19 protein-coding genes are annotated in these 21,194 nt (G+C 70.1%); all 19 read right to left on the reverse strand.

The genetic code is table 11. From position 1 onward, the window contains the following. A complete protein-coding gene (gene atpA, locus ACFYX4_RS30325) occupies positions 1 to 1,590 on the reverse strand; it encodes a F0F1 ATP synthase subunit alpha (RefSeq protein WP_389339981.1) in 1,590 nt (529 codons plus the stop codon). A 141-nt stretch (positions 1,591 to 1,731) separates the two neighbouring features. After that, positions 1,732 to 2,547, reverse strand: a complete 816-nt coding sequence (locus ACFYX4_RS30330) for a F0F1 ATP synthase subunit delta (protein WP_389339983.1) — start codon at positions 2,545 to 2,547, stop codon at positions 1,732 to 1,734. Continuing rightward, a complete protein-coding gene (locus ACFYX4_RS30335; protein WP_389339985.1) occupies positions 2,544 to 3,092 on the reverse strand; it encodes a F0F1 ATP synthase subunit B in 549 nt (182 codons plus the stop codon). The genes ACFYX4_RS30330 and ACFYX4_RS30335 overlap by 4 nt, the downstream gene beginning before the upstream one ends. 39 nt (positions 3,093 to 3,131) lie before the next feature. Beyond that, positions 3,132 to 3,368: a F0F1 ATP synthase subunit C gene (locus tag ACFYX4_RS30340; protein ID WP_351098992.1), complete on the reverse strand. Its 237-nt coding sequence runs from the start codon at positions 3,366 to 3,368 to the stop codon at positions 3,132 to 3,134. 78 nt (positions 3,369 to 3,446) lie between these two features. Next, positions 3,447 to 4,217: a F0F1 ATP synthase subunit A gene (atpB, locus tag ACFYX4_RS30345; protein ID WP_389340192.1), complete on the reverse strand. Its 771-nt coding sequence runs from the start codon at positions 4,215 to 4,217 to the stop codon at positions 3,447 to 3,449. Positions 4,218 to 4,490: 273 nt separating this feature from the next. Next, positions 4,491 to 4,928: a hypothetical protein gene (locus tag ACFYX4_RS30350; RefSeq protein ID WP_389339987.1), complete on the reverse strand. Its 438-nt coding sequence runs from the start codon at positions 4,926 to 4,928 to the stop codon at positions 4,491 to 4,493. Between the two features lie 299 nt (positions 4,929 to 5,227). Next, on the reverse strand, positions 5,228 to 6,535 hold the full coding sequence (locus ACFYX4_RS30355) for an MraY family glycosyltransferase (RefSeq protein ID WP_389339989.1): 1,308 nt from the start codon (positions 6,533 to 6,535) through the stop codon (positions 5,228 to 5,230). A 129-nt stretch (positions 6,536 to 6,664) separates the two neighbouring features. Beyond that, positions 6,665 to 7,903, reverse strand: a complete 1,239-nt coding sequence (gene glyA / locus ACFYX4_RS30360; protein WP_389339991.1) for a serine hydroxymethyltransferase — start codon at positions 7,901 to 7,903, stop codon at positions 6,665 to 6,667. A 105-nt stretch (positions 7,904 to 8,008) separates the two neighbouring features. Beyond that, positions 8,009 to 8,686: a protein-tyrosine-phosphatase gene (locus ACFYX4_RS30365; protein WP_389339993.1), complete on the reverse strand. Its 678-nt coding sequence runs from the start codon at positions 8,684 to 8,686 to the stop codon at positions 8,009 to 8,011. Then, the gene (locus ACFYX4_RS30370) at positions 8,683 to 9,330 is read right to left on the reverse strand and encodes an L-threonylcarbamoyladenylate synthase (RefSeq protein ID WP_319675503.1); all 648 of its coding nucleotides are present in this window, start codon (positions 9,328 to 9,330) and stop codon (positions 8,683 to 8,685) included. The genes ACFYX4_RS30365 and ACFYX4_RS30370 overlap by 4 nt, the downstream gene beginning before the upstream one ends. A 52-nt stretch (positions 9,331 to 9,382) precedes the next feature. Then, on the reverse strand, positions 9,383 to 10,222 hold the full coding sequence (gene prmC, locus ACFYX4_RS30375; protein WP_389340194.1) for a peptide chain release factor N(5)-glutamine methyltransferase: 840 nt from the start codon (positions 10,220 to 10,222) through the stop codon (positions 9,383 to 9,385). Positions 10,223 to 10,324: 102 nt separating this feature from the next. Then, positions 10,325 to 11,401: a peptide chain release factor 1 gene (gene prfA, locus ACFYX4_RS30380; protein ID WP_389339995.1), complete on the reverse strand. Its 1,077-nt coding sequence runs from the start codon at positions 11,399 to 11,401 to the stop codon at positions 10,325 to 10,327. A 330-nt stretch (positions 11,402 to 11,731) separates the two neighbouring features. After that, positions 11,732 to 11,953 carry a 50S ribosomal protein L31 gene (gene rpmE / locus ACFYX4_RS30385; protein ID WP_189942647.1) on the reverse strand — a complete coding sequence of 74 codons (222 nt, stop codon included), beginning with the start codon at positions 11,951 to 11,953 and terminating at the stop codon, positions 11,732 to 11,734. A gap of 173 nt (positions 11,954 to 12,126) precedes the next feature. Further along, positions 12,127 to 13,281, reverse strand: a complete 1,155-nt coding sequence (locus ACFYX4_RS30390; RefSeq protein WP_389339997.1) for an LCP family protein — start codon at positions 13,279 to 13,281, stop codon at positions 12,127 to 12,129. Positions 13,282 to 13,690: 409 nt separating this feature from the next. Then, a complete protein-coding gene (gene rho, locus ACFYX4_RS30395) occupies positions 13,691 to 15,703 on the reverse strand; it encodes a transcription termination factor Rho (protein ID WP_389339999.1) in 2,013 nt (670 codons plus the stop codon). A 402-nt stretch (positions 15,704 to 16,105) separates the two neighbouring features. Further along, a complete protein-coding gene (thrB, locus tag ACFYX4_RS30400; RefSeq protein WP_389340001.1) occupies positions 16,106 to 17,038 on the reverse strand; it encodes a homoserine kinase in 933 nt (310 codons plus the stop codon). 238 nt (positions 17,039 to 17,276) lie between these two features. After that, a complete protein-coding gene (thrC, locus tag ACFYX4_RS30405; RefSeq protein ID WP_389340003.1) occupies positions 17,277 to 18,335 on the reverse strand; it encodes a threonine synthase in 1,059 nt (352 codons plus the stop codon). A 6-nt stretch (positions 18,336 to 18,341) separates the two neighbouring features. Further along, the gene (locus tag ACFYX4_RS30410; protein ID WP_389340005.1) at positions 18,342 to 19,634 is read right to left on the reverse strand and encodes a homoserine dehydrogenase; all 1,293 of its coding nucleotides are present in this window, start codon (positions 19,632 to 19,634) and stop codon (positions 18,342 to 18,344) included. A gap of 155 nt (positions 19,635 to 19,789) precedes the next feature. Further along, the gene (gene lysA / locus ACFYX4_RS30415; protein WP_389340007.1) at positions 19,790 to 21,181 is read right to left on the reverse strand and encodes a diaminopimelate decarboxylase; all 1,392 of its coding nucleotides are present in this window, start codon (positions 21,179 to 21,181) and stop codon (positions 19,790 to 19,792) included. Positions 21,182 to 21,194 lie beyond the last annotated feature (13 nt).

Here is a 21,194-nt window from a genome sequence, read left to right on the forward strand (position 1 = left end):
TCACTTGGCCGCGGCCGGGGCGTCCTCGCCGAGGAGCTTGCCGTCCGAGGTCTCGAACTGCTTCTTGAACTCGGCGATCGCGTCGGCCACGGCGGTGAGGGTGTCGTCCGACATCTTCGCGCCCTCCTTGATGGAGGTCATGAGGCCCTGCTCCTTGCGGTGCAGGTACTCCAGCAGCTCCTTCTCGAAGCGGCGCACGTCGGAGACCGGGACGTCGTCCATCTTGCCGGTGGTGCCGGCCCACACGGAGACGACCTGGTCCTCGGTCGGCATCGGCTGGTACTGGGGCTGCTTGAGCAGCTCGACCAGTCGCTGACCACGCTCCAGCTGGGACTTCGACGCGGCGTCCAGGTCGGAACCGAAGGCGGCGAACGCCTCCAGCTCGCGGTACTGGGCGAGGTCGAGGCGGAGCCGGCCGGACACCTGGCGCATCGCCTTGTGCTGGGCGGAGCCACCGACGCGGGAGACGGAGATACCGACGTTCAGCGCGGGGCGCTGACCGGCGTTGAACAGGTCCGACTCCAGGAAGCACTGGCCGTCGGTGATGGAGATGACGTTGGTCGGGATGAACGCCGAGACGTCGTTGGCCTTCGTCTCGACGATCGGCAGACCGGTCATCGAGCCGGCGCCCAGCTCGTCGGAGAGCTTCGCGCAGCGCTCCAGCAGGCGGGAGTGCAGGTAGAAGACGTCACCCGGGTAGGCCTCGCGGCCCGGCGGACGGCGCAGCAGCAGCGACACGGCGCGGTAGGCGTCGGCCTGCTTCGACAGGTCGTCGAAGATGATGAGGACGTGCTTGCCCTCGTACATCCACTGCTGACCGATGGCCGAACCGGTGTACGGCGCCAGGTACTTGAAGCCGGCCGGGTCGGACGCCGGGGCGGCGACGATGGTCGTGTACTCCAGCGCGCCGGCCTCTTCGAGGGCGCCACGCACGGAGGCGATGGTCGAGCCCTTCTGGCCGATGGCGACGTAGACGCAGCGGACCTGCTTCTTCGGGTCGCCGGAGCGCCAGTTGTCGCGCTGGTTGATGATCGTGTCGACGGCCAGGGCGGTCTTGCCGGTCTGGCGGTCACCGATGATCAGCTGACGCTGACCGCGGCCGATCGGGGTCATCGCGTCGACGGCCTTGTAGCCGGTCTCCATCGGCTCGTGCACCGACTTACGGGCCATGACGCCGGGAGCCTGAAGCTCCAGGGCACGGCGACCGGACGTCTCGATCTCGCCGAGGCCGTCGATCGGGTTGCCGAGCGGGTCGACGACACGGCCGAGGTAGCCCTCGCCGACGGCGACGGACAGGACCTCTCCCGTGCGGGTGACCGGCTGGCCCTCCTCGACGCCGCTGAACTCGCCGAGGATGACGGTACCGATCTCGCGCTCTTCGAGGTTGAGCGCGAGGCCGAGGGTGCCGTCCTCGAACTTCAGCAGTTCGTTGGCCATGGCCGAGGGAAGGCCCTCGACCTTCGCGATGCCGTCGCCGGCAAGGGTGACCGTACCGACCTCCTCGCGCGAGGCCGCGTCCGGCTTGTACGACTGGACGAAGTTCTCCAGCGCGTCCCGGATCTCCTCCGGCCGGATCGTGAGCTCCGCCATCTGGGTTCCCTGCTCTCCTTGTTGGGCCCGAAGTTTCACTTTGGGGGGATGTCTGAATCCCGGACTCCCCCCTGAAAGAGGTGAATCCTCTGCACGGCCCAACCAGGGCCGCTTGCGTACGTACTGCGGTATTCGTTTCTGCTAGCTCGCCATGCGGCGGGCGGCGTCCTCGATGCGGTCCGCGAGGGAGCCGTTGATCACCTCGTCGCCGACCTGCACCCGGATCCCGCCGAGGACCTCGGGGTCCACGTCGAGGTTGAGGTGCATCCGACGGCCGTAGAGCTTCGCCAGGGCGGCGCCCAGGCGCAGCTTCTGCGGGCCGGTCAGCGGCACGGCGGACGTGACGACGGCCACGACGCGGTCGCGGCGCTCGGCGGCGAGCTTGGACAGGGACTCGAGTCCCGCTTCCAGGCTACGGCCTCGCGGCGCGGTCACGAGGCGCGTCACCAGACGCTCGGTGGCCGCGTCCGCACGGCCGCCCAGCAGGCTGCGCAGCAGCTCGCGCTTGGCGGAGGCGGTGGCCTTCCGGTTCGTCAGTGCGGCGCGCAGCTCGGTGTTCGAGGAGACGATCCGCCCGAAGCGGAACAGCTCGTCCTCGACGTCGTCGAGCGTGCCGGCCTTCTGCGCGGCGGTGAGGTCGGCGGTGTTCGCCAGCTCCTCCAGCGCGTCCACCAGGTCACGCGACTGCGACCAGCGCGAGCGCACCAGGCCGGACACCAGATCGGCGGTGCTGCCGCTGACCTGTCCGCCGAGCAGGCGCTGAGCCAGCTCGGCCTTGGCCTCGCCTGCCTGCGCCGGGTCGGTGAGGACCCGACGCAGCGACACCTCGCGGTCGAGCAGCGCGGTGACGGCCGCCAGCTCGGCGGCGAGCTGCGTCGCGTCCACGGACGTCGAGTCCGTCAGCGCGTCGAGACGCTCGCGCGCGGCTGCCAGGGCCTCGCGGCTCGCTCCGTTCATCGCGACGCCTCGGCCTTCTCCTCGAGCTCATCGAGGAAGCGGTCGATGACGCGGCTCTGGCGGGCGTGGTCCTCGAGGGACTCGCCGACGAGCTTGCCGGCCAGCTCGGTGGCGAGCTTGCCGACGTCCTGGCGAAGCGCGGACGCGGCGACCTTGCGGTCGGCCTCGATCTGGGAGTGACCCGCGGCGACGATCTCCTCGCGCTGCCGCTGGCCTTCGGCCCGCATCTCGGCGATGAGGGTCGCGCCCTGCTCCTGCGCCTCCTGGCGCAGACGGGCGGCCTCGTGCCGGGCCTCGGCGAGTTGCGCCTTGTACTGCTCAAGGACGCTCTGGGCCTCGACCTTCATGGCCTCGGCCTCTTCGATACCGCCTTCGATCGCCTCGCGGCGCTCTTCCAGAACCTTGTTGATGTTCGGAAGCAGCTTCTTCCAGAAGAAGAAGAACACGATGGCGAAGGCGATGGTGCCGACGAGCAGCTCGGGGCCCGGAGGCAGAAGCGGGTTCTGCTTCTCCTCGGCCGCCAGCTGTACCAGGTTGGCGATCACATCAGTGCCTTTCGTCGAAACGTGTCGGTGAGCAGTGGATTACTGACCGAACACGAACGGCATGACGATGCCGATGAGGGCCAGCGCCTCGCAGAAGGCGAAGCCCAGGATCTGGTTGGCGCGGATCAGGCCGGCCGCCTCGGGCTGGCGGGCGAGGGCCTGGGTGCCGTTGCCGAAGATGATGCCGACGCCGACGCCGGGGCCGATGGCGGAGAGGCCGTAGCCGATGGAGCCGAGCGAACCGGAGACAGCGGCGAGGGTCTCAGTGGCAGCCATGCTGAATCTTCCTTCTCTTTCACGGACCGGCGGGGGTTGGCCACCGGACGTATCTGGGACTTGTGGGGCGGGAGGGGCTCAGTGGTGCTCGGCGAGAGCGCCCTGGATGTACGTGCAGGCGAGGAGCACGAAGACGTAGGCCTGGACGGCCTGCACGAAAAGCTCGAAGCCGATCATGACGATGGTCATCACGAAGGAGACGCCGGCCGCCGGGACCATCCAGCTGTTCAGCAGGTACCACGAGGCGACGGTGAACATGACGAGCATCAGGTGGCCGGCGAACATGTTGGCGAACAGTCGCACCGCGTGCGTGAACGGCCGGACGAGCAGGTTCGAGAAGAACTCGATGATCATCACGAGCGGGAGCACGGCGCCCAGCGACTTGTCGTAGCCGGTGATGTTCTTGAAGAACCCCACGAAGCCGTGCCGCTTGAAGGTCAGCGAGACCCAGACGACGTAGACGACCAGGGCGAGCACCGCCGGGTAGGCGATGATCGAGGACACCGGGAACTGCGCCAGCGGGATCACGGACCAGATGTTCATGATCCAGATGAAGAAGAAGAGCGAGACCATCAGGGGGACGTACTTCTCGCCCTCCTTCTTGCCGAGGGTCTCGTAGACGATGCCGCGGCGCACGAAGTCGTAGCCGGCCTCGCCGATCATCTGGAGCTTGCCCGGGACGACCTTGGCCTTGCCGAAGGCCGCCCAGAAGAAGCTGACGACCAGCAGGGTGGTGATGAGCGCGAGCAGCATCACCTTGTTGAACTCGAACCCGCCGACGTCGGCGATCGGCTTGAAGAGGAACGAGTGCAGGCCGGGAGCCGGGAAGCCACAGCCGTTGTCGGACATGATCCGACAGCTCCAGTCAAAGGCGAGCTGGGTCTGGTCAGCACTCACCACGGGCTCCTTCGGCGTGACGCATGGGTACGGCAACCTCGTTGTGTCGGCGCGGCGCGCAGCCGCGGATCGGCACCGGACTGGTGTTTCGGATGTGAGGGCGGCTGGGGGGCATCGAGCCTCGCGTGTGAGCAGGCGTCAGCTCAGATGCCCGCGCCCGCGATGCCGCAGTTGGCACCGGACGATAGCAGGAGAACCGGCAAGCCCTTATCTCGGCCCTACCTCTCACGACGAGGACCCGGACTTCTCGGACTTCTCGCTCTTCTCGGGGGCCGGATCGATGTAGAAGATCTTGGCCTTCATGTGCGCGCGGGCCTGCGCAGCCATCCACACGACGGTCGCGACGATGAGCGAGATCGCGAACGTCTTGGGATCGAAGAGGGACGTGTCCTTGAAGAGGGCCACGAAGATCATGAGCAGCAGGAGCTGGGCGACGTAGAGCATCAGCCCCATCGCCTGGAACAGCTGCGGGAGCGTTTTCGCCGTCCACTGGAGCACATAGAGCCCGATCCCCATGAAGAGGATCGCCAGCAGTGTGCCGACGGCCGCCCCCAGCGCGCCCTCACCGCCGGCGACCGCGCCGCTGACAGCGACCGCGACCACGCCGGCAGCCGCTGTGGGCACAGCGATCTGCAAGAGGTTCCGGGCGTCATTGGACGGCATGGCGGCAACTCCGCTTTCACAGGGGGCAGGGTGTCGTCATGGACGAGCGTAGTCCCGGTCCGAGGAGGTGAAGACCTCACACCAATGGACCGTCGCACTACGGTCCTTCGGCTCCATCCGGGGTTCTCGTGAACCGTATCACAAACTATTTGATGAGGTCTTTACCTGGATGGTGTGCTTGCAGTCACACATGAGAGTGACAGTGCGCGTCTGTGCAGAAACAGTGACCACTTGTCTGGTATTGGGCGCTTTGCCGCCCTGCGGCTTCCCCACGACTTGGCAATGCTCTCGTCAGATTCTTACCTTGCCGCACGCGAACGAGGGCCCACCGCGGTCGCCCCGTTGACCCCGGAGACCCCTACAGCCACAGGAGTTCGCGGCTCCTGCTGTTCCTGCTGGTCTTCCGCGGCCGGCGTTTCAGCGGCCTCCGGCAGGGCCCTGCGGCGCCGGTAGCGCGGCGGCACGAAGGCCTCCGCCCAGCGCGGGGCGCGCGGCGTGAACCGCGGCAGCAGAAGCAGCACCAGTCCGATCGCGCTGAGCGCCACGACGCCGAGGACGATCCACATCGACGCCGAGTTGACCGAGTAGGCGAGCGCGCCGAAGGCGATCAGCGCCGACCAGAAGTACATGATCAGCACCGCGCGGCTGTGCGAGTGGCCGATCTCCAGCAGCCGGTGGTGCAGATGCCCGCGGTCCGCCGCGAACGGCGACTGGCCGCGCCAGGTGCGGCGCACGATCGCCAGGATCAGGTCGGCGGCCGGGATCGCGATGATGGTCAGCGGCAGCAGCAGCGGGATGTACACGGGCACCGTCTGGTGCACGGTGTTGCGCTCCGAACCGGAGAACAGGTTCATCACGTCCGGGTCGACCTGCCCCGTGATGGAGATCGCGCCCGCGGCCAGCACCAGCCCGATCAGCATCGAGCCGGAGTCCCCCATGAAGATCCGCGCCGGGTGCATGTTGTGCGGCAGGAAGCCCAGGCACATGCCCATCAGGATCGCCGAGAACAGCGTCGCCGGGGCGGCGGCCTCGATGCCGTACGAGTACCAGATGCGGTACGCGTACATGAAGAACGCCGCCGAGGCGATGCACACCATGCCGGCGGCGAGGCCGTCGAGGCCGTCCACGAAGTTGACCGCGTTGATGGTGATCACCACCAGCGCCACCGTCAGCAGGGTGCCCTGCCACTGGGTCAGCGCGAACGTGCCGACGCCGGGGATCGGCAGCCAGAGGATCGTCAGACCCTGCATGACCATCACGCCCGCGGCGATCATCTGCGCGCCCAGCTTGATCAGGGCGTCGATCTCGAACTTGTCGTCCAGGACGCCGATCAGCCAGATCACCGCCGCCCCGGAGAGCAGGGCGCGCGGCTCGTTCGACCGCTCGAAGACGTCGTTGAGGTTGGTCAGGTGGTCGGCGACCAGCAGACCCGCGCACAGACCGAAGAACATCGCGATGCCGCCGAGCCGCGGAGTGGGTTCCCGGTGCACGTCACGGGCCCGGACCGCCGGCATCGCACCCGCCACGATCGCGAACTTCCGTACCGGCCCTGTCAGCAGATACGTCACCGCGGCCGTGATGCAGAGCGTCAGCAGGTATTCACGCACGGGCTTCCCCACAGGTCTCGCTGGCCATCACAGCCCCACACCCTAGCGACGGCCGCATACGGTTGGGGACTTCCGGGTAGCCAGGATGGTTGCATGTGTGGCTGTGTACGGGAGCGCGCCTACCCCGGTTCAGCCCGGATACGGCGGAAACGCCACTGCGAGCTCCCTCACTTCCTCGCGCGCCCTCTTGAGCTCCACCTCGGCCCTGAGGACCCCCGCGAGCACCTTGGCGAGCCGCTCCATCTCCGTCTCCCCCATGCCCTGCGTGGTCAGCGCGGCCGTGCCCAGCCGCAGGCCACGCACGTCGGCGTGCGGCAGGGCGCAGCAGTCCAGCACCATGCCGGCCGCCGCGAGCCGGCCGCGCGCGGTGCGCCCGTCGACGCCCAGGGGGGCGGGGTCGGCGGTGATCAGATGGGTGTCGGTGCCGCCGGTGGTGACGGCCAGCCCCTCCGCGTCCAGCGCCGCCGCGAGAACCCTCGCGTTGGCGACCACCTGATGGGCGTACACGGCGAACGCCGGTGTTGCCGCCTCGCCGAACGCGACCGCCTTCGCGGCGATCGTGTGCATCTGCGCGCCGCCCTGTGTGAAGGGGAACACCGCCCGGTCGACCCGCTCGGCCAGTTCGCTTCCGCACAGGATCATCCCGCCGCGCGGCCCGCGCAGCACCTTGTGCGTGGTGGCGCAGACGACGTCGGCGTACGGCACCGGCGAGGGCGCCGCTCCCCCGGCGACGAGGCCGATGGGGTGGGCGGCGTCGGCGATGAGGTACGCGCCGACCTCGTCGGCCACCTCCCGGAAGAAGGCGTAGTCGAGGTGGCGCGGGTAGGCGATGGACCCGCACACGATCGCCTTGGGCCGATGGCCGCGGGCCAGGGTCCGCAACTGCTCGTGGTCGACGAGGCCGGTCTCGGCGTCCACCCCGTAGGGCACGAAGTCGAACCAGCGGCCGGAGAAGTTGGCGGGCGAGCCGTGCGTGAGGTGACCGCCGTAGGGCAGGCCGAGCGCGAGGACGGTGTCCCCGGGCCGCAGCAGCGCCGCGTACGCGGCCAGCACGGCCGAGGACCCGGAATGCGCCTGCACGTTGGCGTGCTCGGCGCCGAACAGCGTCTTGGCCCGCTCCACGGCGAGACGCTCGGCCACGTCGACGATCTCGCAGCCGCCGTGGTGCCGGGCGCCCGGATACCCCTCCGCGTACTTGTTCGCGAGCGGCGAGCCGAGCGCGGCCAGCACGGCGGGCGAGGTGAAGTTCTCGGCGGCGATCAGCTGAAGCGTCGAAGCCTGCCGCTCCCGCTCCCCGAGCAGCACCCCGGCGAGTTCAGGATCCTGCCGCCGCAGTACATCGGCCGCGCTGACATGGGTGACCGACATGACGCACTCCGCACAGTCGACAATGCCCCACGACCAATGTAGGCCCCCGGACCCACTACCGCTCTGGTACCGCCGTAGGTGACTCTGAACTGCCCACAGCGGTGGTTACATCCGCGCCGGCACCCCGGTCAACGCCGTGACGACAGGATCCAGCGCCTGATGTATCTCGTCGCCGATGGAGCGGAAGAACGGCAACGGCGCCCCGTACGGGTCGTACACCTCGTCCGCCTCGGCCGTGGGCGCCAGCAACCACCCCCGCAGCGCGGCAGCCGCCCGCACCAGCGCCCGCGCCCGCATCACCACCCCCTCCTCCAGCGGAGGCAGCGTCGCCGGGTCGATCGCGTTGACCAGCCGGGTGAACTCCTTGAGGGTGAAGGTCCGCAGCCCCGCCGAGTGCCCCATGGAGATGACCTGCGCGCGGTGGTCCCGCGTGGCCGTCAGCACCAGATCGGCCCGGATGACGTGCTCGTCGAGCAGCTCCCGCCCGATGAACCCGGACGCGTCCGCGCCGAAGTCGGCCAGCACGGTCTCCGCGTTGGCCTCCATCGGCGCGCCCTCATGGCCCCAGGTCCCCGCGCTCTCCACGATCAGCCCGCCGCCGAGCACCCCGAGCCGCTGCGACACGAAATGCCGCGTCAGCCGCTCGGTGATCGGCGAGCGGCACACGTTGCCGGTGCTGACGTGGAGGATGCGGAAGGTGTCGCGGGGAAACCCGAACGTCGTCGTCTCCTCCGCAGCGCGTACCCCGTTGCCTATGCCACGCCCCGCGTCAGGGGCTGTCAATTCGCCACCTCGAGGTCGGGTACGACCTTGCGCAGCTCGTCCGCGGAGATCGCGCCCGCGCGCAGCAGCAGGGGCACCTCACGGCTGACGTCGACGATCGACGAGGGCACATTGCCCGGCGTCGGGCCGCCGTCGAGGTAGACGGAGACGGAGTCGCCGAGCATCTCCTGCGCGTAGTCGCAGTTCTCCGGCGCCGGGTGCCCGGTGAGGTTCGCGGAGGACACCGCCATCGGGCCGACCTCGGTCAGCAGCTCGATGGCGACGGGGTGCAGCGGCATCCGCACGGCGACCGTGCCCCGGGTGTCGCCCAGGTCCCACTGGAGAGACGGCTGGTGCTTGGCGACGAGCGTGAGCGCGCCCGGCCAGAAGGCGTCGACCAGCTCCCAGGCCAGCTCGGAGAAGTCGGTGACGAGACCGTGGAGCGTGTTCGGGGAGCCGATCAGCACGGGGGTGGGCATGTTGCGGCCCCGCCCCTTGGCCTCCAGCAGATCGGCCACCGCCTCCGAGGAGAAGGCGTCCGCGCCGATGCCGTACACCGTGTCCGTCGGGAGGACCACGAGTTCGCCACGGCGGACGGCGGACGCGGCTTCACGCAGACCGGTCACGCGGTCGGTCGCGTCGTTGGTGTCGTATCGCCGAGCCATGTCTAGCGGGCCTCCTCGTGCACGTACTGCCGGTCGAAGATGTGGTGGGCGCTCACGGCATCGCCTTGCGGGCGGTGGCGAAGCGGGGGCGGTTGTTGAGGTCGGGGTGGTCGGCCGCGTCCGCCCAGCCCCGCTCCTCGGCGAAGATCCACGGCACCTGGCCGCCCTGGGTGTCGGCGTGTTCGATCACGACGACGCCGCCGGGGCGCAGGAGCCGGTGCGCGGTGCGTTCGATGCCCCGGATGAGGTCGAGTCCGTCCTCGCCGGAGAAGAGGGCGAGGTCGGGGTCGTAGTCCCGGGCCTCGGGGGCGACGTACTCCCACTCGGTGAGCGGGATGTACGGCGGGTTGGAGACGACCAGGTCGACCTGGCCGTCGAGGTCGGGGAAGGCGTCGAGGGCGTTGCCCTGGCGCAGGTCGACCCGGGAGCCCTCGGTGTTCTTGCGGGTCCACACCAGGGCGTCCTCGGACAGCTCCACGGCGTGCACGCTGGAGCGCGGGACCTCCTGGGCGAGGGCGAGCGCGATGGCGCCGGAGCCGGTGCACAGGTCGACGATGCACGGCTCGACGACGTCCATGGCGCGCACGGCGTCTATGGCCCACCCGACGACGGACTCGGTCTCCGGGCGGGGCACGAACACCCCTGGTCCGACCTGGAGTTCCAGGTAGCGGAAGTAGGCCCGCCCGGTGATGTGCTGGAGCGGCTCGCGCTGCTCGCGCCGGGCGACGACCTCCCAGTACCGGGCGTCGAAGTCGGAGTCCCGCACGGAGTGGAGCGCACCGCGCTTCACCCCGTGCACGAACGCGGCGAGCTCCTCGGCGTCGTTGCGCGGCGAGGGCACGCCTGCGTCGGCCAGCCGCTGGGTGGCCTGAGCTACCTCAGCGAGCAGCAGACTGCGGGGGCTCGGGGGTCGCCCCCCGAAGGATCGCTGCACGCTAGTCCTCCGTGTCGTACTCGTACGTCCTGACGCGGCCCGGCGGGGCCCGGCCGGCTGCTACGCGGCCGCGAGCTTGGCGGCCGAGTCCGCGTCGACGCAGGCCTGGATCACCGCGTCGAGGTCGCCGTCCAGGACCTGGTCCAGGTTGTAGGCCTTGAAGCCGACCCGGTGGTCGGAGATGCGGTTCTCCGGGAAGTTGTACGTGCGGATCTTCTCGGAGCGGTCGACGGTGCGGACCTGGCTGCGGCGGGCGTCCGCGGCCTCCCTCTCCGCCTCCTCCTGCGCCGCGGCCAGCAGCCTGGAGCGCAGGATACGCATCGCCTGCTCCTTGTTCTGGAGCTGACTCTTCTCGTTCTGGCAGGAGGCGACGACTCCGGTGGGGATGTGCGTGATGCGCACGGCGGAGTCGGTGGTGTTGACGGACTGGCCGCCGGGACCGGAGGAGCGGTAGACGTCGATCCGCAGGTCGTTCGCGTTGATCTCGACGTCGACCTCCTCGGCCTCGGGCGTGACCAGCACGCCGGCCGCGGAGGTGTGGATACGGCCCTGGGACTCGGTCGCCGGCACCCGCTGGACGCGGTGCACCCCGCCCTCGTACTTCATCCGGGCCCAGACGCCCTGGCCGGGCTCGGTGGCGCCCTGGCCGCCCTTGGTCTTCACGGCGACCTGGACGTCCTTGTAGCCGCCCAGCTCGGACTCGGTGGAGTCGATGATCTCGGTCTTCCAGCCGACCCGTTCGGCGTAGCGCAGGTACATCCGCAGCAGGTCGCCGGCGAACAGGGCCGACTCGTCGCCGCCCGCGCCCGCCTTGATCTCCAGGATGACGTCCTTGTCGTCGCTCGGGTCCCGGGGGACGAGCAGCAGGCGGAGCTTCTCCGTCAGCTCCTCGCGCTGCTTCTCCAGGTCCTTGACCTCGGCGGCGAAGTCGGGGTCGTCGGCGGCGAGTTCACGTGCGGTGTCGATGTCGTCGCCGGTCTGCTTCCAGGAGCGGAACGTGGCGACGATCGGGGTGAGCTCGGCGTAGCGCTTGTTCAGCTTGCGCGCGTTGGCCTGGTCGGCGAAGACCGACGGGTCGGCGAGCTTCTTCTCCAGGTCGGCGTGCTCTACGACGAGTTCCTCGACGGCCTCGAACATCTCTGGCTCCTGATACTGCGTGCGGAAGGGAAGGCGGGCGACCAAAAACGCCGGTCCCGGCGCGCCCCCCGGGCGGGGTGCGGCCGTGGACCGGCGCCAGGGCCTGTCCGGCGGATCAGGTCGGAGAAAAGCCACCGTACCTGTCGGATGCCGGTGAGCGGGGCCTGGTGCGTGCAGCTGCAAGGCGGAGGAAGAAGTCGACGCGATGGGGCCCCTCCCGCGCGAGCGAAGCCGAGCGTGGGGGAGTCGGCGACTGACGACAACGCCGCAGATGTGCGTGCCAGGCCCCGCGTCTCCAGCAGGATCCGCCGGGCAGGCCCTAGGGGCTCGCTACTTCTTGGAGCCGGCGGCCTTGCCGAAGCGGGCCTCGAAGCGGGCCACACGGCCACCGGTGTCGAGGATCTTCTGCTTGCCCGTGTAGAACGGGTGGCACTCGGAGCAGACGTCGGCGCGGATGGTGCCGGCCTCGATCGTGCTGCGGGTGGTGAACGACGCGCCGCAGGTGCAGCTGACCTGCGTCTCGACGTACGCGGGGTGGATGTCGCGCTTCAAGGTGTCTCCTAGGTATCGGGAGGGCGCCGGGTCGCAGCCGCGGGGATGCGGAAGCGTGAACCGGAGCCGACGTACCAGTCTGCCAGGACTGGTGCCATCCCCCCAAACCGGGGACTGCGGCGATCTATTCCGCGAGGCCCGTGCCGGGCTGCTCGCCGCCGGGGGCGCGGCCCTCAGCCGCCGCTCACGACGTCCTCGGCCTCGCCGGTCGCCGTGCCCTCGGTCGCGCTCTTCGGGATCGGCCGGTCGTTCTCGAGGGCCGTCCAGACCTGCTGGGCCTTCTGTTCCTGGAGGAGGACCCGGTTGGGGTCGGCGGGGTCGTACCGCACGGGCAGCGTGACCATGTCCATGTTGGCCGCGCTGATGCCCTTGAGGCCCTCGGCGAAGGACATCAGGGACTTCAGCGAGCCGAGGTCGGAGTCGGTGGTCACCGTCTTGGTGGCGGTGTCGGCGAGGTCGTAGAGCCGGGTGCCGCCGGAGAAGAGCCCGATCTCCTTCACCTGCTCGACGAGGGCCTTCACGAAGGCCTGCTGGAGCTGGATGCGGCCGAGGTCGGAGCCGTCGCCGACGCCGTGCCGGGTGCGGACGAGGGCGAGGGCCTGTTCGCCGCCGAGCGTGTGCTTGCCGGCCTTGAGGTTCAGGTGGCTGTCGGGGTCGTCGATGTCCTCGCTGGTGGTGATGTCGACGCCGCCCAGCTCGTCGATGAGCTTCTGGAAGCCGGAGAAGTCGACCTCCAGGTAGTGGTCCATGCGGACGCCGCTCATCGACTCGACGGTCTTCACCGCGCAGGCCGCGCCGCCCGTGGTGTACGCCGAGTTGAACATGACGTCCTCGGCGGCGTCGTGCGCGCCGCCCTCGGCGTCGGTGCACTCGGGGCGGTCGACGAGGGTGTCGCGCGGTATGGAGACGACGCTGGCCTTCTTGTGGCCCTCGTACACGTGGATGATCATCGCCGTGTCGGAGCGGGCGCTGCCGTCGTCCGTGCCGCCGCCGAGCTTCTTGTTGGCGCCGGCGCGGGTGTCGGAGCCGAGGACGAGGATGTTCTCGGAGCCGTTGTCGGCCTTGGTGGGCCGGTCGGCGCCGAGGGCCTGGTCGATGTCGACGCTCTTGATGTTGCCGTTCAGCTTGAAGAACACGTATCCGGCGCCGGTGCCGCCGAGGGCGACGATGCCGGCCGCGGTCCAGGCCGCGATCATCAGGCCCTTGCGCCTGCCGCGCGGCTTGCGGCGGCGTCCCTTGCCCCGGCAGCGCGGGGCGCTGCGGCCGGGTTCGTCCGGTGGGCCGGCCTCTCCCGGTATGACGGGCTCCGGCGTGCTCTCGGCGGACATGCTCTCCTCGGTTCTCGTCCGGTTTCGGTTACCCCCTGTGGTCGGGGTCAGGCCTGGTCCGTCGTCCGGGTTGGACCGGTTGGGACCCTTACCGCACCATCGTCGCTCCGCCCGGTCAGAGGGCGAAACTCGGGAAAGGGTTGCACAACGGACGGTGCCCGCCCCGCCCTCAGCCGGCCACGGAGCGTGCCCGAACCCACCCGGGACACGCCGCACTCACCTGCACCTTCACCGGGCAGGACGGTGTCTGTCGGACGGCGTCCTCGGGGTGATGCCTGTGGCGAAGGTCTCGAAGGCAACCATGCGAACACGCCAAAGGGCCGCCCCCCGAAACACGGGGGACGACCCTGAGCCGCCTACGGGGCAACGCCCCTTAACGTCGAAAACTCGCGGCTACTCCAGCGGAGCGTCAGTCCCCATTACCCGGCGCCGGCGTCGTCTTCTGAATCTGAAGCAGGAACTCCGCGTTCGACTTCGTCTGCTTCATCTTGTCGAGCAGCAGCTCGATCGCCTGCTGCGAGTCGAGCGCGTGCAGCACCCGGCGCAGCTTCCAGACGATGCCCAGCTCCTCGCTGCCGAGCAGGATCTCTTCCTTACGGGTGCCGGACGCGTCGACGTCCACCGCGGGGAAGATGCGCTTGTCGGCGAGCTTCCGGTCGAGCTTGAGCTCCATGTTGCCGGTGCCCTTGAACTCCTCGAAGATCACCTCGTCCATGCGGGACCCGGTGTCCACCAGCGCGGTGGCGAGGATGGTCAGCGAGCCGCCGTCCTCGATGTTGCGGGCCGCACCGAAGAAGCGCTTCGGCGGGTACAGGGCGGTCGAGTCGACACCACCGGACAGGATGCGGCCGGAGGCCGGGGCGGCCAGGTTGTAGGCGCGGCCCAGGCGCGTGATCGAGTCGAGCAGGACGACCACGTCGTGGCCCAGCTCCACCAGTCGCTTGGCGCGCTCGATGGCGAGCTCGGCGACCGTGGTGTGGTCCTCGGCCGGGCGGTCGAAGGTCGAGGAGATGACCTCGCCCTTCACCGACCGCTGCATGTCGGTGACCTCTTCCGGACGCTCGTCGACGAGGACGACCATCAGGTGGCACTCGGGGTTGTTGTGGGTGATCGCGTTGGCGACCGCCTGCATGATCATGGTCTTGCCGGTCTTCGGCGGGGCCACGATCAGACCGCGCTGGCCCTTGCCGATGGGCGAGACGAGGTCGATGATCCGCGTGGTGAGGACGCCCGGGTCCGTCTCCAGACGGAGGCGGTCCTGCGGGTACAGCGGCGTCAGCTTGTTGAACTCCGGGCGGCCACGGCCGTGTTCGGGCGCCATGCCGTTGGTGGAGTCCAGGCGGACCAGCGCGTTGAACTTCTCGCGCCGCTCGCCGTCCTTGGGCTGACGGACCGCGCCGGTGATGTGGTCGCCCTTGCGCAGGCCGTTCTTGCGGACCTGGGCGAGGGAGACGTACACGTCGTTGGGGCCGGGCAGGTAGCCCGACGTACGGATGAAGGCGTAGTTGTCGAGGATGTCCAGGATGCCCGCGACGGGGATCAGGACGTCGTCGTCGGCGATCTGCGGCTCGGGGCCGCTCATCTCGTCACGGCCGCGACGGCCGCGGCGGTCGCGGTAACGGCCGCGACGGCCACGGCGTCCGCCGTCGAAGTCGTCGTCGTCCTGCGGGCCGTTGTCACGCTGGCGGTCCTGGCGGTCCTGACGGCCGCCGCTCTGCTGCTGGCCGCCCTGCTGCTGACCGCGGTCGCGCTGACCGCCCTGACTCTGGCCCTGGCCCTGCTGGTCGTCGCCCTTGCCGCGGCGGTCGCGGTCACGGCCGCGCTCACGGCGGTCGCGGCGGCGGCCCTCGCCGCCGTCGTCGCCCTTGGCGTCGCCCTGCGGCTGGGTCTGCTCGGCCTGCGCCGGCGCCTCGGCCTTGGCCGCGCTCTTCGCCTCGGCCGTCACGGTCTCGGGGCTGCCCGCCTCGGCGGTGGCGCGGCGGCGACGGCGCTCGGTGGGCGCGTCGGCTCCGGCCGGCTGGCCGGGGATCTCGATCTGCTGCTGGGCCACGGCCTTCTCGGCGGGGGCCTCGGCCGGGGCGGCGTCCGCCTTCTTGTCGGCGGCCTCGCCCGTGCGGGCCTTCGAGGTGGCGCGGCGCTTGGGCTTGGTCTCGGCGGGGGCGTCGGCCTTCGCGGCCGGTGCGCCTCCTCCCGCCTGCGCCTCCTTGATGACCTCGATCAGCTGGCTCTTGCGCATCCGCGCGGTGCCCCTGATGCCCAGGCCGGATGCGACCTGCTGGAGCTCGGCCAGCACCATGCCCTCGAGGCCGGTACCGCGGCGCCGCCGGGAGCCGGCACCGGTGGCAGGCGCGGAGGCGTCCGTGGCGGGCGCGGCAGCGGTCTCCTCGACACGTGCGCCCATCAGATCGGTGGTGTCGCTCACGAAGGGTCCTTCCCTGGAGCGGACGTCGGCCTGTCTGGCTCGGCGACCGGTTGTGCTGTCCGACTTCGGTCCCTGATATGGCGAAGCCGGGGCGGTGGTCCGCCAAAGCGGCGGAAGAGATTTCTGGTGATGGCGCTTCCTCGACGAGCCGTGACACGCGGTGTCACGCGGCTTGGTCGCACCGATTCCGGAGCGTGCCCGTCGGACCGCTCAGCGTCGCTGTACGGCGTACTGCCCAGGTACGACGTACGGAACGCAGTGCGGCTTGGGGAGCTCCCGGAAGAATGTCTGTCCCGGACGGGGACACGAAGCACCTCGCCATGGTGGGGTCGGGTGCAGACTTGAGGTTAACACTACCGGATCCAACAAACATTCCCCCTCTCGAAATCCGGCAACCACGCGTTACTGGAGGTCGCCGGTGGGAGCGAGCGGCATAACGCTCGCGCCCTGTAGGTCAAGGCTCAGCCTGTTCGCCGCCCAGTCCCGGCCCGCCAGGGCCTCGACCTTGTCGGCCGTGCCCGCGTCGGCCAGCGCCATCACGGTGGGGCCGGCGCCGGAGATCACCGCGGGGATCCCGTCGGCGCGCAGCCGCTCCACCAGCGCGGCGCTCTCCGGCATCGCCGGGGCGCGGTACTCCTGGTGGAGACGGTCCTCGGTGGCGGGCAGCAGCAGCTCGGGGCGCCTGGTCAGCGCCTCGACGAGCAGGGCGGCGCGGCCCGCGTTGGTCGCGGCGTCGACGTGCGGCACGGAACGCGGGAGCAGTCCGCGCGCGGTCTCCGTCAACACCGGCTTCCCGGGCACGAAAACCACCGGAACGATGGAATCCGAGGGCTCCATCCTGATCGCGCGCGCGGCGCCGGCCTCCATCCAGGAGAGCGTGAACCCGCCGAGCAGACAGGCCGCGACGTTGTCGGGGTGGCCCTCGATCTCGGTGGCGAGCTCCAGCAGGGCGGCGTCGTCGAGCTTGTTCTCGCCGCCTATGGTCACCGCTCGGGCGGCGACGATGCCGGCGCAGATGGCGGCGGAGGAGGAGCCGAGGCCGCGGCCGTGCGGGATGCGGTTGGCGCAGACGATCTCCAGGCCGCGCGGCTGGCCGCCCAGGATGTCGAAGGCGGTGCGCAGGGAGCGGACGAGGAGGTGCCGCTCGTCGCGCGGCAGCGTCTCGCTGCCCTCACCCGCGATGTCGATGTGCAGCCCGGAGTCGGCCACCCGGACGACGACGTCGTCGTAGAGCCCCAGCGCGAGGCCCAGGGCGTCGAAGCCCGGACCGAGGTTGGCGCTGGTGGCGGGGACGCGCACCCGGACGGCGGCGGCGCGGAACGCTGGACCGGCCATCGCTCGTTGACTCTCCTTGAGCTGCGTGATGGTCGAATGACATTCGATGACGTACGAAGACCCTCGGGCCGACGGGACGGCGGGACGCCGTTGCCGGCCGGGCGATATGCGGAGGCATATGCGGTAGGCGGGTTCGGTACAGCCTATCGAAGGAAGGTTCTGTGGCGACATAGGGCGCACAGGAGGCGCACGATGCGTGTCGTAAGCCCCCTGTGCACCCCCGTGGGGGTTACCCCTGTCAGGCGAGGCCGAGGCGCGCCGCCGCCGTCACGGCGTCGACCGGGACGGTGACCGGCTGGGGCGCGCCGGCGACGGCCCAGTCGGGGTCCTTCAGACCGTTGCCGGTGACGGTGCACACGATCCGCTGCCCCGGGTCGACCTTGCCCTGCTCGGCCGCCTTGAGCAGACCGGCCACGGACGCGGCGGACGCGGGCTCCACGAAGACGCCCTCCTGCGCGGCCAACAGCCGGTAGGCGCGCAGGATCTCACGGTCCGTCACCTCGTCGATGAGGCCGCCGGACTCGTCCCGCGCCGCCAACGCGTACTGCCAGGAAGCGGGGTTGCCGATCCGGATCGCGGTGGCGACGGTCGCCGGGTCCTTGACGATCTCGCCGCGCACGATCGGGGCGCTGCCGGAGGCCTGGAAGCCCCACATACGGGGGGTCTTTCCGGCCACGCCGTCGGCGGCGTACTCCTTGTACCCCTTCCAGTACGCGGTGATGTTGCCCGCGTTGCCGACCGGCAGGACATGGATGTCGGGGGCGTCGCCGAGCATGTCGACGATCTCGAAGGCCGCCGTCTTCTGCCCCTCGATGCGCACCGGGTTGACCGAATTGACCAGCGCCACCGGGTAGTTGTCGCTCAACGCGCGGGCCAGCGTGAGGCAGTCGTCGAAGTTGCCGTCGACCTGGAGGATCTTCGCGCCGTGGACAAGGGCCTGCCCCATCTTGCCGAGCGCGATCTTGCCCTGCGGGACGAGAACGGCCGAAACCATGCCGGCGCGCACGGCGTACGCGGCGGCGGAGGCGGACGTGTTGCCCGTGGAGGCGCAGATGACCGCCTTCGCGCCCTCCTCCTTGGCCCGGGTGATGGCCATGGTCATGCCGCGGTCCTTGAAGGACCCGGTGGGGTTGGCGCCCTCGACCTTGAGGTGAACCTCGCAGCCGGTGCGCTCGGAGAGCACCTGCGCGGGCACGAGGGGCGTGCCGCCTTCGCGGAGCGTCACGACCGGCGTGGTGTCGGACACCGGCAGCCGGTCCCGGTACTCCTCGATGATTCCGCGCCATTGGTGGGTCATTGCTCGTTACTCTCCTTCAACCCGCATGATGCTGGCGACACCCCGCACGGTGTCGAGCTTGCGCAGCGCCTCGACGGTCCCGGTGAGGGAGGCGTCGGAGGCGCGGTGGGTGACGACGACGAGGGAGGCCTCGCCGTCCTTACCCTGCTGGCGAACGGTATCGATCGACACCCCGTGCTCCGCGAACACGGTCGCCACCTGAGCGAGGACACCGGGTTTGTCCGCGACGTCGAGGCTGATGTGGTAGCGGGTGACCACATCCCCCATCGGCGACACGGTCAGGGCGGCGTACGCCGACTCGCCGGGCCCCGTCGCCCCGCTGAGCCGGTTGCGGCAGACGGCGACGAGGTCGCCGAGCACGGCGGAGGCGGTGGGGGCACCGCCCGCGCCGGGGCCGTAGAACATGAGCTGACCGGCCGCGTCCGACTCGACGAACACGGCGTTGTACGCGCCACGCACGGAGGCGAGCGGGTGGGTCAGCGGAATCATCGCGGGGTGCACCCGGGCGGTGACCGAGCCCCCGTCGGCGGCCCGCTCGCAGATGGCGAGCAGCTTGATGGTGCAGCCCATCTCCTTGGCGGAGGCGAAGTCGGCCGCGGTGACCTCGGTCATGCCCTCGCGGTAGACGTCGTCGAGACGCACGCGCGTGTGGAACGCGATCCCGGCGAGGATGGCGGCCTTGGCGGCGGCGTCGAACGCCTCCACGTCGGCGGTGGGATCCGCCTCCGCGTACCCGAGCGCCGTGGCCTCGTCGAGGGCCTCCTGATAGCCGGCCCCCGTCGAGTCCATCTTGTCGAGGATGAAGTTGGTCGTGCCGTTGACGATGCCCATCACCCGGTTGATCTTGTCGCCGGCGAGGGACTCGCGCAGCGGGCGGATCAGCGGGATGGCGCCGGCGACGGCGGCCTCGTAGTAGAGGTCGGCGTCGTGGTCCTCGGCGGCCGCGTGCAGGGCGGCGCCGTCCTGGGCGAGGAGCGCCTTGTTGGCGGAGACGACGGACGCGCCGTGCTCGAAGGCGGTGGTGATGAGCGTGCGGGCGGGCTCGATGCCCCCGATGACCTCGACCACGACGTCGATGTCCCCCCGCTTGACGAGGGCGGTGGCGTCGGTGGTGACCAGCTCGGGCGCGATGCCCTCGCGCACCTTGGACGGCCGCCGCACGGCCACGCCCGCGAGCTCGACCGGGGCCCCGATCCTCGCCGTGAGGTCGTCGGCGTGCGTCGTCATGATGCGCGCCACCTCTGAGCCGACCACTCCACAGCCCAGCAGCGCCACCTTCAGCGGACGCGTACGCATCATCCGACCTCGTTTCCTCATACCGTCATCGGTTGGACCAGTCTCACCCACCGAACCGGACTTTCTGTCCATGGTCCGGATCGTGAGACGTTTATTTCATTTTCCCGGAGGCGCCGGACAGGAAGATCTTCCGCCGGCTTTTTCCGTTTCGGAATTCGTCATCCGACGTCGAGCCTGAGGAGATCCTCCTCGGTCTCGCGCCGGACGATGAGCCGGGCCTCCCCGTCGGCGACGGCGACCACCGGCGGCCGCGGCACGTGGTTGTAGTTGCTGGCCATGGACCGGCAGTACGCGCCCGTGGCCGGGACGGCGATCAGGTCACCCGGTGCCAGGTCGGCCGGGAGGAAGGCGTCCTTCACGACGATGTCACCGCTCTCGCAGTGCTTGCCGACCACGCGCGCCGGCATCGGCGCGGCCTCGGACGTCCGGGACACCAGGGCGACGCTGTACTCGGCGTCGTACAGCGCCGTGCGGATGTTGTCGGACATGCCCCCGTCGACGGAGACGTAGGTGCGCAGCCCGTCGAGGGGCTTGACGGTGCCGACCTCGTAGAGCGTGAAGGCGGTGGGCCCGACGATGGCGCGGCCCGGCTCGACGGAGATACGAGGCGTGCGCAGCTTGGCCGCCTCACACTCACGGGTGACGATCTCGGTGAGCGCCTTGGCGATCTCGTGCGGCTCGCGGGGGTCGTCGTCGCTCGTGTAGGCGATCCCGAGGCCGCCGCCGAGGTCGATCTCGGGAAGCTCGACACCGTGCTCGTCGCGGATGTCCTTCAGCAGTCCGACGACTCGGTGCGCGGCGACCTCGAAGCCGGACATGTCGAAGATCTGCGACCCGATGTGGCTGTGGATCCCGATCAGTTCGAGGCCGTCGAGCTGGAGGGCCCGCCGCACGGCCTCCGCCGCCTGCCCGCCGGCCAGCGGGATCCCGAACTTCTGGTCCTCGTGGGCGGTGGCGATGAACTCGTGAGTGTGGGCCTCGACGCCGACGGTGATCCGGATCTGCACCGGCTGCCGCTTGCCGAGCTCGCTCGCGATGTGCGCGACCCGCACGATCTCCTGGAAGGAGTCGAGAACGATCCGGCCGACCCCGGCGCGGATGGCCCGCTCGATCTCGGCCACGGACTTGTTGTTGCCGTGGAAGGCGATGCGGTCGGCGGGCATGCCGACGGAGAGCGCGGTGGCGAGCTCGCCGCCGGAGCAGACGTCGAGGTTGAGCCCTTCCTCGTGCAGCCAGCGCACGACGGCACGCGACAGGAACGCCTTCCCGGCGTAGAAGACGTCGGCGTCGGCCCCGAAGGCCCCGCGCCAGGCGCGCGCCCGGGCCCGGAAGTCGGCCTCGTCGAGGATGTAGGCGGGGGTGCCGTGCTGCTCGGCGAGGGTCTTCACATCGACCCCGCCGACGGTGACGACGCCTTGGGCGTCCCGGCCGACGGTCTGGGCCCACACCTTCGGGTCGAGGGCGTTGAGGTCGGCGGGCGGGGCGGAGTAGTGGCCCTCGGGGTAGACATCGGCGTGACGGGGCCCGGCGGGGTGTGCGGAACGGCTCATCTTGGGCGTGCTC

This window comes from Streptomyces sp. NPDC002328 (assembly GCF_042890065.1).
GTDB lineage: Bacteria > Actinomycetota > Actinomycetes > Streptomycetales > Streptomycetaceae > Streptomyces.